Below are 12,582 nucleotides of genomic sequence, written 5' to 3'. Positions count from 1 at the left end.
TCAGGCCGTCTTCGACGCCAGCGCCTTCTTGCGGCGCGTGAGGACACCTGCGGCTCCCGCTGCAGACGCGATGAGCGCGGCAACGCCTACGCCGTCGCGTGAGAGCGGGTGTTTGATGACCGCGTCGACGGAGTACCGACCCGGGCCGGTGAGAGCCAGTGCGGCAGAAGCGAGTCCGAGCACGGCGGGGTACTCGAAGCCACCCTCCTGTGCAAAGAATCCGCTGGGGCGGTGCACGTCGGCGGCCGCGATCATCGCTGCCGCGCCCGCTGCTGCTGCCACGCGGGTGCCCGCGCCGAGTGCGACGAGTCCGCCTGCGGCCTCGCTGACGCCCGCGGCTACGGCAGAGGTCTTGGCGGGCTCGAAGCCCATGTGCTGCATGCCCGCAGTCGTGCCGTCGATTCCGGGGCCGCCGAACCAGCCGAGCAACTTCTGGGCGCCGTGCGCGAACAGGGTGGCACCCACGGCGACGCGCAGGGTCAGCAGACCGGCGTCGAGCGCGCGAGAGTGGTTTGTTGTCTTCGACATTATTCTTGACCTTCCTACAGATGTCCTAAGAGGACTGTAGTCCGCTTAGTGACGAGGAGCCACGTGGCCCTGGTCACGCGGCCACCGTGAGCGCCGCCAGGCGTCGTGCAACGTTCCTGCGAGTAGGTCCCGTGCGCATGTGGACGGCCGTAGGCTGGCTTTGAAAACGTTGCCATTGCGATCGCGAGGAGCCGAGATGCCCGACCTGCCCGAGATCACCGACGCCGAGATGCAGACGATTCTCGAGTACGCCCAGCCGTACACGGTCTCGATTCTTCGATCGGGTCCGAACTTCGGCTCGCCCGAGGCCGGGCAGTTCATCAAGGAGCACGGTCGTCGCACCCTCGCACTGCGCAAGGCGGGTGAGCTGGCCGTCGTATTGCCCATCCGGGGCAACGCCGACATCCACGGCGTCGGCGTCTTCGACCGCGACGTCGACACGGTCACCAAGATCATGAACGACGACCCTGCCGTGCAGGCGGGCGTCTTCACCTTCGAGGTCTATCAGGCCGAAGGCCTGCCGGGCGACGCGCTGCCGCCTGCTCCGTGACAGCCGCTTTGCTGGCCCTTTCATAGTTGCGCGAACTGCGCTCAACTTTTTTCTCCGAATCGGGAACAACTCGGATCTGTGCACAGTTGGACCTATCGAGAAACCTGAGTCGGGCAGACTCAAGTAGACTTGACGCGGTGAGACTCAACCAGTAGGACTTGAGTCGGACGCGCTGAAGTCTCTGGTCCCCAGCCAGACGCAGGTTTGCATCGACCAACCCCCTCGGTCGTGCCATCAGCTCGACCAGGGGACTGAGAACTTGGGTGCACACCCACAAACTAGGAGGAAATAACAGATGTCTCGTGCTGTTGGAATCGACCTCGGCACCACCAACTCCGTGGTGTCCGTGCTCGAGGGCGGCGAACCGACTGTCATCGCCAACGCCGAAGGCTCGCGGACCACTCCGTCCGTCGTTGCATTCGCGCGTAACGGTGAGGTACTCGTCGGACAGCCCGCCAAGAACCAGGCCGTCACCAACGTCGACCGCACCATCCGGTCCGTCAAGCGCCACATGGGCGAGGGGGACTGGAACGTCGAGATCGACGACAAGAAGTACACCCCGCAGGAGATCAGCGCACGCACGCTCATGAAGCTCAAGCGCGACGCCGAGGCCTACCTGGGTGAAGACGTCAGCGACGCGGTCATCACCGTGCCCGCGTACTTCAACGACTCGCAGCGTCAGGCCACCAAGGAGGCCGGCCAGATCGCGGGCCTCAACGTCCTGCGCATCGTCAACGAGCCCACTGCTGCCGCACTGGCATACGGACTCGACAAGGGCGAGAAGGAACAGACCATCCTGGTCTTCGACCTCGGTGGCGGTACCTTCGACGTCTCGCTGCTCGAGATCGGCGACGGTGTCGTGGAGGTCCGTGCGACCTCGGGCGACAACAACCTCGGTGGCGACGACTGGGATCAGCGCATCGTCGACTGGCTCGTGGAAAAGTTCAAGAGCAGCTCCGGCATCGACCTGACCAAGGACAAGATGGCCATGCAGCGTCTGCGTGAGGCTGCCGAGAAGGCCAAGATCGAACTGTCTGCCTCGCAGAGCACCTCGATCAACCTGCCCTACATCACCGTCGACGCCGACAAGAACCCGCTCTTCCTCGACGAGCAGTTGAGCCGCAGCGAGTTCCAGAAGATCACCTCGGATCTGCTCGAGCGCACCCGCGCTCCGTTCCAGGCTGTCATCAAGGACGCAGGCATCTCCGTCGGCGACATCGATCACGTTGTGCTCGTTGGTGGTTCGACCCGTATGCCCGCCGTCACCGATCTGGTGAAGGAGCTCACCGGTGGCCAGGAGCCCAACAAGGGCGTCAACCCCGACGAGGTCGTCGCGGTCGGTGCTGCTCTGCAGGCCGGCGTTCTCCGCGGTGAGGTCAAAGACGTTCTGCTGCTTGATGTGACCCCGCTGTCGCTCGGTATCGAGACCAAGGGCGGCGTGATGCACAAGCTGATCGAGCGCAACACCACGATCCCGACCAAGCGGTCGGAGACCTACACCACGGCCGAGGACAACCAGCCGTCGGTGCAGATCCAGGTCTATCAGGGTGAGCGCGAGATCGCGTCGCACAACAAGCTGCTCGGCTCGTTCGAGCTCGGCGGTATCGCTCCTGCGCCGCAGGGTGTTCCGCAGATCGAGGTGACCTTCGACATCGACGCCAACGGCATCGTGCACGTCACCGCGAAGGACAAGGGCACCGGCAAGGAGAACTCCATCCGCATCCAGGAGGGCTCGGGCCTGAGCAAGGACGAGATCGACCGGATGGTCAAGGACGCCGAGGCCCACGCAGAAGAGGACCGCAAGCGTCGTGAGGAGGCCGAGACCCGCAACCAGGCCGAGTCGCTGGTCAACCACACCGAGAAGTTCCTCAAGGACAACGAGGACAAGGTTCCCGGCGAGGTCAAAGACAAGGTCAACGCTGCGATCTCCGAGGCCAACGAGGCCCTGAAGGGCACCGACATCTCGGCGATCAAGAGCGCGATCGAGAAGCTGTCCACGGAGTCCCAGGAGATGGGCCAGGCGATCTACGCGGCATCGGCCGCTGAGTCGCAGAACGGCGCATCCGCCGAGGGTGCCACCGCAGACGCCGACAGCGACGTCGTCGACGCAGAGGTTGTTGACGAGCCGAACTCCGGGGACACCAAGTGACCTCACCGGAGCCCGAGCTCGACACGACTGCGACAGACGCCGCGGGAGTGGACGTGGAGTCGACGGTCGAAGGGACCGTCGACCCCGCGTCGGGTTCGGAAGAGGCGACCGGCGCGAACTCGGCCGAGGTGGCCGAACTGACAGCCGCCCTGCAGCGCGAACGCGCACAGTTCGCCAACTACAAACGGCGAACCGAAGAAGAGAAGCAGGGACGCGTTGCCTACGGCAAGCAGATCCTGATCGACAAGCTGTTGCCCGTTCTCGACGACCTCGACCGTGCCCGCGAGCACGGCGACCTCGAGAGCGGACCGCTCAAGGGTGTGGCCGACAAACTCATCGCCACACTCGACGCTGAAGGATTGACGAAGTTCGGTGCACCGGGCGACCCGTTCGACCCGGAACTGCACGAGGCCGTCCAAAACGACGGCAGCGGAACAGAACCCGTCATCGGCGCGGTTTACCGCGGCGGTTATCGGCTCGGCGACAAGGTGATCCGCACGGCGATGGTGACCGTGACCGATCCCGCCCCGGCTGGTCAGTCGCAACCGCAAGACACGCAGAGTGGTGCACAATAATCACCTGCGCATATTCCGATGGTGCGTCGCGCGAGAACTCGACGCGACGCACCATCGGTGCACTCAAGGCTTTTTCACAACTCAAGACCAGACAACTTCACACAACTACGAAGGAGGTGACGTCTGGTGGCTCCACAACGAGAATGGCTCGAACACGACTTCTACAAGGACCTGGGCGTTGCTTCTGACGCTTCAGCTGAAGAGATCAAGAAGGCTTACCGCAAGCTCGCTCGCGAGCTGCATCCCGATGCCAATCCGGGAGACAAGGAAGCCGAAGAACGCTTCAAGCGGGTGTCTGAAGCCCACAGCGTGCTCTCCGACGCCGACAAGCGTAAGGAGTACGACGAGACCCGTGCCATGTTCGCTGGCGGTCAATTCCGCGGCGGCGGAAACGGTTTCCCGGGAGGGTTCCCCGGAGGCGGCGGGACCCGCTATTCGACGAGCAACGGCGCTGATTTCAACATCGGCGACCTCGGCGACCTGTTCGGCGGCGGAGGTGAATCGAGCGGCGGATTCGGTGACCTGTTCGGCGATCTGTTCAACCGCGGAGGTTCATCGCGCTCGTCGACGGCGACGCGGCCGCGTCGCGGCAACGATCTCGAGACCGAGACCACGCTGTCGTTCAAAGACGCCGCGGTCGGTACGACCGTACCGCTTCGCATAACAAGTCCCGCTCCCTGTACGACGTGCCACGGAAGTGGCGCCAAGCCGGGGACGAGCCCGCGAGTCTGCCCGACCTGCAACGGGTCCGGGCTGGTGAGCCGCAATCAGGGCGCGTTCGGTTTCAGTGAGCCGTGCCAGGACTGCCAGGGAACGGGATCGCGCATCGACGATCCGTGTACCGACTGCGACGGCTCCGGCGTGAAGGTCAGGGCTCGCACGATCAACGTGCGTATCCCCGCCGGCGTCGAAGACGGACAACGAATTCGGTTGGCAGGCCAGGGTGAAGCAGGTCGACGCGGCGCTCCGTCGGGCGACCTCTATGTGGTCGTCCACGTGACCGCCGACAAGATCTTCACCCGCAGCGGCAACGACCTCAAGGTTCAACTTCCGGTCAGTTTCTCTGAATTAGTGCTCGGGGCAACGGTTTCCGTGCCGACGCTCGAGGGGTCGGTGGGAGTCAAGATTCCGCCGAACACCACAGACGGACGCACTCTGCGTGTCCGGGGACGTGGTGTACCGAAGCGTTCGGGCGGAGCGGGCGACCTCTTGGTCACCGTGAAGGTCGAGGTGCCGGGCTCACTCGACGACGCCGCGACCGAGGCGCTCAAGAAGTACGCAGAGGCCGAGAAGGCGAGCGGATTCGACCCCCGTGCAGGATGGGGGCGATGAGTCATGGCGAGTCGAGACTTCGAGGATTCGAGCGCGACATTCATGATCTCGGTCGCCGCCGAACTGGCAGGGATGCACGCGCAGACATTGCGCACGTATGACCGGCTCGGACTCGTCACGCCGCAACGCACGACCGGAGGCGGACGCCGCTACTCGACGCGCGACGTCGAACTCCTGAGGGAGATCCAACGTCTCTCGCAGGAGGAAGGCGTCAACCTCGCGGGTATCAAGCGCATCATCGACCTGACCAATCAGGTCGACGCTCTGCAGCAGAGAGTGGGCGAACTGCAGAGTCAGGTCGAGCAGTCCGCTCGCCGAGGCGGCGAGCTGGTGCCGGTTCCGCGCACGAGCGCTCTGGTCGTGTGGCAACCGCGACGCGCCAAGCGTAAAGACTGATCACACGCTCTTTCCACCCATGCTCCCCGACGGCCGGTTGGCCGCCGGGGAGCACGCGTTAGGCTGACTTCTCATAGCAACGTGGGGAGTGAACGGTGACACAGCCGACTGGAACGCAGACGACTGGAACACAGGCATCAGGCGCAGAGCCAACAGCGCCGGTGTCCCTTGGCGTGTCCGTCGTCGGCGACGAGATCGCGTCAGTCGTCATACGCTCGAACGGCGGTAGGGACGAGATCGCGGCCAGCAATCTCGTTGATCTGCCCGATTACCTCCCCGAATCGGCCGCCGCAGCCATCACGGAATTGGTCGAGTCGGTTCCGTTCGAGGTCGATCACCTCATCGTCTCCTGCTCGCGTCCGAGCACCCGCAACTACCTCGCGCAGGCGTTCACGCCAGGATCGTCGACGCCGCCCTGGTACCGGATCACCAGCGTCGATGACATCACGAGTGCCATGCTGGCCGTCGTGCGCTCGTCGCCCGGCGGCGCAGGCGTGACGGCGGTGGTGAACCTTGCACGCACAGGCGGGCCCGCTGACGGTGTGTGCGTGGCGCTCGTCGACAACACCACCGGCCAGTTGCTCGACACCCGCGACAACTCGACGGTCGAGGGGATTCCGGTCACCGATGCACGGGGTGCCGATGACGTCGCTCGACTGATCCTCGACGCCGACGGCGGCTCCCGGTTGAGTTCCGTCGTCTGCACCGGGTCGGGCGCAGAATTGCCCGGCGTCGCGCCCGCGCTCGAGTACGCGGTCGGGCGTCCGGTGTCGATCGCCGAGATGCCTGCTCTCGCGCTCGCCGCGGGCGCTGCCGCCACCCCGCCGAAGACGACGGTGTTGCGCGCAGGCGACTCGGAGCCCGCCGCATTTGCCGCCGCCACGCCCACGCGCGCTCCTCGCGACGCGACGGGGCTGCGTTGGTGGGCGCTGGGAGCGGTGATCGGGGTCGCCGTGCTACTCGGCGCCATCGGACTGACCGCACTGCACGCCAGCGGCGACGACACCAGCGCCAGACCCGACACCACGCCGACCACGGTGACCGTGACCGACACCCCTGAGCAGGCAACCGTCACGCGCGAGGGCGAGGCGGTCACCGAAACGCAGACCGAGACCAGGAGCGAGGTCCGCACCACGACGGTCCGACCGCCGACCGTCACCAGGACGGTTGAAGCCCCGGCGGCTACTCAGACAGAGACCACGACGGTCATCCAGACCACCACGGTCGTCGTCACTGAGCCCGGGCAGTCCGAAGGCAGCGGCGAGCAGGGCCAGGGAACAGGCGAGAACTGAGGTCGCGTGGGGGCGTAGTCCGTCAGTAGACGGGATCCGACTGGATTCTGCTCGCCCGCACGCCCGCGATGATGAGTCGACGACGCGTTGCCGTCACCATCTGCGGAGAACCGACGACGAGCGCCTGATGATCGCTCCAGTCGCCTTCTGCCGCAACAACATCTGGCAGTAAGCCGATCCGATGGTCGACGCCGAGATCCTCGGGTGATGCGATCGAGTTCAACCACCACGGGTCGTCGGATTCCTGCGACACCGCAGTGATGCGCAACCACGGATTGGTCGAAGCGATGCGCGCGAGCACCGCCAGATCGTAGAGCTCTCCGGGGTAGCGCATGCCGTAGAAGATGTGCGTCGACGGCGAGTCTGCCCGCTTCGACATCTCGATCAGGAGCGCGCGCAGCGGAGCGAGGCCGGTACCTCCGGCGACCATGAGGACATCATGGCCGCGTTCGATGTGCAGCGTTCCGTGATTCTGCGCCAGCTTCCAGACGTCGCCGACACGCGTGGTCGACACGATCGCAGAACTCACGACGCCACCGGGGACGGCCCGGACGTGGAATTCGATTTCGCCATCCTCATTGGGCGGAATCGCAGGTGAGAGATGCCGCCATTCGTGCGGCCATTGCGGAATCGCCACCTCGAGGAATTGCCCGACGGAAAAGCGCAGCGGATCCTCGCTGAGGAGTCGCACGACTGCGAGGTCGCGGGTGATCCGATACTTCTCGGCCACCCGCGCGGTCCAGGTCGGCGGCCCGGACGCCATCTCGGCAGCACCGCGCATCACACCGGTTGTCAACATCATCGCCTGGGTGACTGTCTCCTCGGTATCGCCATCCCAGTAGCCGTCGAGCAGCGCGCGGAACTCTCCGATCAGCGCGGTACACATCAGTGGGTAGTGCGCGGGCAGCACCCCGAACTTGCGATGATCGCGCCCGAGCTGGGCAAGTAGTTCGACCAGGTCAGTGTGGCCGTCGTCGGACGGGATGACCTCGAGGGCGTGGTCGATCACCCCGAAGAACGCCTCACGCAGATGCGACATCTGGGCGGGAAACAGGTCCCGCAGATCGGGATCGAGGGCGAAAAGGCGCGTGAAGACGCCGCGCGTGAACGCATCGGGATCGCGTCCGATGACCTGACGCACGTGGTGCAGCGCATGGCGTGAGTGCCCGCCCATGCTCACCTCCGATCGTGCCGCCCCGTCGACAGCCTCTCCATTCTGCCCCCTCGTCGGCGCGGGGTGCCCGAGGTGGCGAAAGGTGTGTCCGTCGAAAAGAATCCGCACCCGTCGAACGCTTAATCGATCCGAAAATCGGAGCGATGTGGGATCCTGTATTTGTGGGCTCCCTGGAAAACGTGCTCCCGGGAATCGTCGACGCGCACATGTTGCAATGGAATCCGCGTCAGACTCCTTGGCGGGCAAAGGGCCTCGCGCGGGTGCGACGACTCACGCCGAGGCTCGGCGATCGCGCATTCACCCTGCTGGTCTCACAGGCCGATAGAGAATACGTGCTGACACCCTCGGTCATCGCGCGCGCCTACGAGACCGAGCAGTACCTCAAAGACATCGCGGGAGTCCCGACGGTCGCGGACGTCGCGATCGACACCGTCGTCGTCGCCGATTCCCACTGGCGCGCATACGCGGGCGACATCGACATGATCGCAGACGCCGAAGCCGAGGAGCTATCGGAAACCCGCTACGTGATCGGCCTTCCCTTCGGTCTCGACGGTGCCCCGCGGTTGGGAGGGCTCATCGTGCACGGCGATCCTCGATCGCCCAACTTCGCCACGCAACTCGACGCACACCTCGACATCACGCCTCTCGTACGCGCGGTCCGGGTGCTCGCGGCACGGCATCCCGATCCGCGCGTTCGCGATTCGACGCCGGACGAGGGTCTGCTGGCGTCGACGTCCGCGCTGCGTGGCTTTGGCGAAGCGGTGCGTCGGGGACTGGTGCTGGAGGCGTTTGTGTATTCGCATCAGCTCTACGACGTGGTCAGTTTGGCACGCGAGTACCCCGAGGCCACGGTCGTCGTCGATCACATCGGGGCGCCGGTGGGTGTGTTCGGTCCGATGGGTGTGCGGACGGGCAACACCGCCGCGGCGCGTGCAGACATCATGCGCCTGTGGCATGAGCGCGTGGTGAGCCTTGCCGCGCAACCGAATATCGTGATGAAGCTGTCCGGTTTGGCGATGCCGATTCTCGGTTACGGACACGACCCACACGGCAACATCGGGAGCCGAAAGACTCTCGCCGAGATGATCGGTCCCCTCGTCGGGCACCTGGTGAGCCATTTCGGGTCGGAACGACTCGTCTTCGGATCCAACTTTCCCCTCGACCGACCCAATGCGACGATGTCGATGCTTGTCGGCGCACTCCTCGACGTACTCAATCCGTGGGGTGACGACTTCTTGCGAAAGATCTTCCGCGACAACGCCCTGCGGGTGTACAACGTCGACGACGCCCCTCGCGGCCAGGCGTGAGGGGCGTCGTGCAGCGGGCTTCTATTTGTCCTCGGGTCCTTCCGGAACCGGCGGCTCAGGCATGACGGGATACTCACCGGTGTAGCCCTGGCGTTGCGCCGCGAGCGTCATGACCTTTGACCGGCAGCCGTACCAGCCGGCGATGAGCAGTGGCGTTCCGACGATGATCGCGATGAGATTCCAGATGTCGTCGTAACACATCAGGACGACCACCGCCGCGAGGAAGATGAGCGTGGCGTAACTGGTGTACGGCGTGCCCGGGAGTCGGAATGAAGGCCGTGTGAGTATGCCCTTCTTCTCCCACCGGTACAGCTGGATCTGACAGGCGACGATCATTGCCCACGTGGAGATGATTCCGAGCGCGGAGAGGTCGAGCGCGATGTTGAAGGCCTCTTCGGGAACGAACAGGTTGAGGATGACGCCGAGGAAGGTCAGCGCTCCTGTCAGTGCGATCCCGCCGAACGGAACCCCGTTCTTGTTCATCTTTCCGGTGAATGACGGTGCAGTTCCGTTGAGCGCCATGGAGCGTAGGGTGCGGCCCGTCGAGTACAGGCCTGCGTTGAGACTCGACATCGCCGCAGTGAGCACGACGAGATTCATGATGCCTCCCGCCGCCGGTACACCGATCTTCGAGAAGAAGGTGACGAACGGACTCTCGTCCGCCTTGTAGGTGGTGTAGGGCAGGAGGAGGGCGAGAACTATCAGGGATCCCACGTAGAACACGGCGATACGCAGGATCACCGAGTTGATCGCTCGCGGCATCACTTTCGCGGGCTCGGCCGTCTCGCCCGCCGCGGTGCCGACCAATTCGACTGCGGCATAGGCAAAGATGACGCCCGACGTCACGATCACCAACGAGAACAATCCCGTGGGGAACATTCCGCCGTTGTCGGAGATGACGCTGAATCCGGTCGATGCGCCCTCGATGTCGAAACGTCCTGCGAGGAAGACGATTCCGACGACGAGGAACGTCACGAGTGCGGTGACCTTGATGATCGACGCCCAGAATTCCATCTCACCGAAGAGTTTGACCGAGATGATGTTCATGGTCAGCACGATGCACAGTGCGATGAGCGCGATCAGCCACTGCGGGATCGCCCCGAACATCCCCCAGTAATGCACGTAGAGCGCCACAGCGGTGACGTCGACGATCGCGGTGGCGGCCCAGTTGAAGAAGTAGAGCCAGCCGGTGACGAATGCTGTTTTCTCACCGAAGAATTCGCGCGCGTAGGAGACGAATGATCCCGACGAAGGTCGGTGGAGAACGAGTTCGCCGAGTGCGCGGAGGATGAAGAAGACGAAGACGCCGCACACGGCGTAGGTGATGAACAGGCCGGGGCCGGCGTCGTGAAGGCGGGAACCCGCACCCATGAACAGGCCGGTTCCGATCGCGCCACCGATGGCGATCATCTGGATCTGTCGCGGTTTGAGCGCCTTCTGGTAGCCCTCTTCCTCGTGGGCGAGCGCTGAATTGTCGTACTGCGTCGTTGGTTCGGCTGTCATGACTCCCCGTGCGCTTGTGGACGATAGACCGTAGGAACAAGATGGACGACCCCTGACGCTATCGACACTTCGCTACATCGAGATGACGCAGGATGTTAACGATCTCGATGGTCGATCGGCGTCGATTTGACGACGCACGGGCCCAATTGTCTTGAGACGCCGCTCGACTGGCGATTCGATGTCCGATTTAACAATGGATGAACTGTGTCGTGCATCACAGGCCGAAGGCGGCGTCGGACCTCTCGGAAAGGTGCTCTCAGGTCCGACGCCACGGCCTACGTCCCGCAGCGGGCTGGGGGACCGGCACGTCGCGGAGGTTGCGGGCGACGATGTCGGCGAACTCGCTACACGTCGAATAGCGATCGGCCGGATTCTTCGCGAGGGCCTTGGCGAACACCGAATTGAGTGCGGACGGAAGCCACGGTCGACGTCGGGTCAGCAGCGGCGGGTCGTCGCGCAGATGCGCGTTGGTGATGGCGAATGCCGTCGCACGTGGGAAAGGCGGAGCGCCGGTGAGGAGTTCGGTGAGCGTGCAGGCGAAGGCGTATTCGTCTGTTGCCGGTGAGAGTTGCTTGGCCTGAAGGAGTTCCGGAGACGCGTAGGCGATCGATCCCTGAACTCGGCCGTTGCGCGCGAGTGGCCGGTTGTCGTCGACTAGCTGCGCGATGCCGAAATCGGAGAGCAATGCGTCGGTGTCGGGTCGTGTCGACGTCAGCAAGATGTTGGCGGGCTTGACGTCTCGATGTAGGACGTCGCGGGAGTGCGCGAAATCGATTGCCGCCGCTATCTGTTGGGCTACCCGGACGAAGGTCGGCACCACCGGTTCTGTCGTGGGTGACGGGATCAGCGCGATCGCGGCGGGACCGTCGACATATTGCATGGCGATCCATAGCGTCGGCGGAACACGGTCGGCGGGGACACCGAGAACCTGCGCTCGACGGATTGACTGTGCGTCGGGTTGCATCTGCCCGCGCGTATACATCTCGACGATGTTCGGGTGGTGGAGTCGGGACGCGATGGTGAACTCGCGCTCGAAACGTTCCGCAGCCCTGGTGTGGCCGGTCTCGTCGGAATGCAGGACTTTGAGCGCTTCTGGCGTGCGCTCGTCGCCATGAACGCGGTACACATCAGCACTACTGCCGCTACCCACCAGCGCATCGATGGTGTAGCCGGCCACGTCGGTTCCCGGCAGGTACACCTCGTCAGGGTATCTGTGCGGTGACCAGCCGGTGCGATCGATGGTCAGTCGGTGGGAGTCAGACGGAAGATCGGGAACACTCGGCCCTGCGCAGTCTTCGTGTACTCGATGAACTGACTCGACATCGACGTGAAGGCCTGCCACGCCTGCTCTCGAGCGGCCGGATCGAGCTCGGTAGCGGTGGCGGAGTGTGTCTCGATGCCGCTACCGTCCGAGGCCCATTCGACGGTCACGTGTGGGTTCTTGCGCAGGTTGTAGACCCACGACGGATTCTTCGGCGAACCTGCTGCGCTGCCGATGATGAACCGTCCGCCCGCTCCGTCTGGTAGTCCGAGAAGGGGACTGACGCGGTCGGCGCCCGACTTTGCGCCGGTGGAATGCAGCACCACGAGGTGGCGTCCGAAGCCCATGGCCGACACGGTGCCGTCGTTCTCATGAAACTCGTCGATGATCTGCGAATTGAAGTCGCTCATGTTTGACCATTGTCTACTGAGTCTGCGTCGGCGTCGGCGAAACGCACTTTTGTTATGCGCATGCGTCCGTCCAACTCGCTCATCGGTGATCGTCACGAAGCCTAG

General features: G+C 64.2%; 12 protein-coding genes. 7 read left to right on the top strand and 5 right to left on the bottom strand.

Features of this window, described 5'->3' with window-relative positions; genetic code table 11:
- Entirely contained in the window at positions 1-528 is a 528-nt protein-coding gene (locus tag GOSPT_RS00810; protein ID WP_005201921.1) for a DoxX family protein, read from the bottom strand.
- A gap of 196 nt (positions 529-724) precedes the next feature.
- On the opposite strand from GOSPT_RS00810, the gene GOSPT_RS00805 reads away from it, so the two are divergent.
- From GOSPT_RS00805 to GOSPT_RS00780, 6 genes are all read left to right on the top strand, one after another.
- Positions 725-1,078: a hypothetical protein gene (locus tag GOSPT_RS00805; RefSeq protein ID WP_005201920.1), complete on the top strand. Its 354-nt coding sequence runs from the start codon at positions 725-727 to the stop codon at positions 1,076-1,078.
- A gap of 295 nt (positions 1,079-1,373) precedes the next feature.
- The gene (gene dnaK / locus GOSPT_RS00800; protein WP_005201919.1) at positions 1,374-3,227 is read left to right on the top strand and encodes a molecular chaperone DnaK; all 1,854 of its coding nucleotides are present in this window, start codon (positions 1,374-1,376) and stop codon (positions 3,225-3,227) included.
- Positions 3,224-3,802 carry a nucleotide exchange factor GrpE gene (gene grpE / locus GOSPT_RS00795; RefSeq protein WP_005201918.1) on the top strand — a complete coding sequence of 193 codons (579 nt, stop codon included), beginning with the start codon at positions 3,224-3,226 and terminating at the stop codon, positions 3,800-3,802. The genes dnaK and grpE overlap by 4 nt, the downstream gene beginning before the upstream one ends.
- A gap of 126 nt (positions 3,803-3,928) precedes the next feature.
- Positions 3,929-5,134: a molecular chaperone DnaJ gene (dnaJ, locus tag GOSPT_RS00790; protein WP_005201917.1), complete on the top strand. Its 1,206-nt coding sequence runs from the start codon at positions 3,929-3,931 to the stop codon at positions 5,132-5,134.
- Between the two features lie 3 nt (positions 5,135-5,137).
- Positions 5,138-5,530: a heat shock protein transcriptional repressor HspR gene (locus GOSPT_RS00785; RefSeq protein ID WP_005201916.1), complete on the top strand. Its 393-nt coding sequence runs from the start codon at positions 5,138-5,140 to the stop codon at positions 5,528-5,530.
- A 95-nt stretch (positions 5,531-5,625) separates the two neighbouring features.
- Positions 5,626-6,822, top strand: coding sequence for a DUF7159 family protein (locus GOSPT_RS00780; RefSeq protein WP_039854177.1), 1,197 nt, complete (start codon positions 5,626-5,628; stop codon positions 6,820-6,822).
- A 22-nt stretch (positions 6,823-6,844) separates the two neighbouring features.
- On the opposite strand, the gene GOSPT_RS00775 is transcribed toward GOSPT_RS00780, so the two are convergent.
- Positions 6,845-7,996 carry an FAD-binding oxidoreductase gene (locus tag GOSPT_RS00775; protein WP_005201914.1) on the bottom strand — a complete coding sequence of 384 codons (1,152 nt, stop codon included), beginning with the start codon at positions 7,994-7,996 and terminating at the stop codon, positions 6,845-6,847.
- A gap of 161 nt (positions 7,997-8,157) precedes the next feature.
- On the opposite strand from GOSPT_RS00775, the gene GOSPT_RS00770 reads away from it, so the two are divergent.
- Entirely contained in the window at positions 8,158-9,303 is a 1,146-nt protein-coding gene (locus GOSPT_RS00770) for an amidohydrolase family protein (RefSeq protein WP_039854175.1), read from the top strand.
- A 21-nt stretch (positions 9,304-9,324) separates the two neighbouring features.
- Here the strand turns inward: GOSPT_RS00770 and GOSPT_RS00765 are convergent, their stop codons facing one another.
- From GOSPT_RS00765 to GOSPT_RS00755, 3 genes are all read right to left on the bottom strand, one after another.
- Positions 9,325-10,806, bottom strand: a complete 1,482-nt coding sequence (locus GOSPT_RS00765) for an amino acid permease (RefSeq protein WP_005201912.1) — start codon at positions 10,804-10,806, stop codon at positions 9,325-9,327.
- A 256-nt stretch (positions 10,807-11,062) separates the two neighbouring features.
- Entirely contained in the window at positions 11,063-12,004 is a 942-nt protein-coding gene (locus GOSPT_RS00760) for a serine/threonine-protein kinase (RefSeq protein ID WP_005201911.1), read from the bottom strand.
- A 44-nt stretch (positions 12,005-12,048) separates the two neighbouring features.
- Positions 12,049-12,477: a nitroreductase family deazaflavin-dependent oxidoreductase gene (locus tag GOSPT_RS00755; RefSeq protein ID WP_005201910.1), complete on the bottom strand. Its 429-nt coding sequence runs from the start codon at positions 12,475-12,477 to the stop codon at positions 12,049-12,051.
- Positions 12,478-12,582: the final 105 nt, after the last annotated feature.

Origin of the sequence: Gordonia sputi NBRC 100414, from assembly GCF_000248055.1 — a bacterium.
GTDB lineage: Bacteria > Actinomycetota > Actinomycetes > Mycobacteriales > Mycobacteriaceae > Gordonia > Gordonia sputi.
Note: the sequence above shows the minus strand (reverse complement) of the source record. Positions and strands in the feature narration are given on the sequence as shown.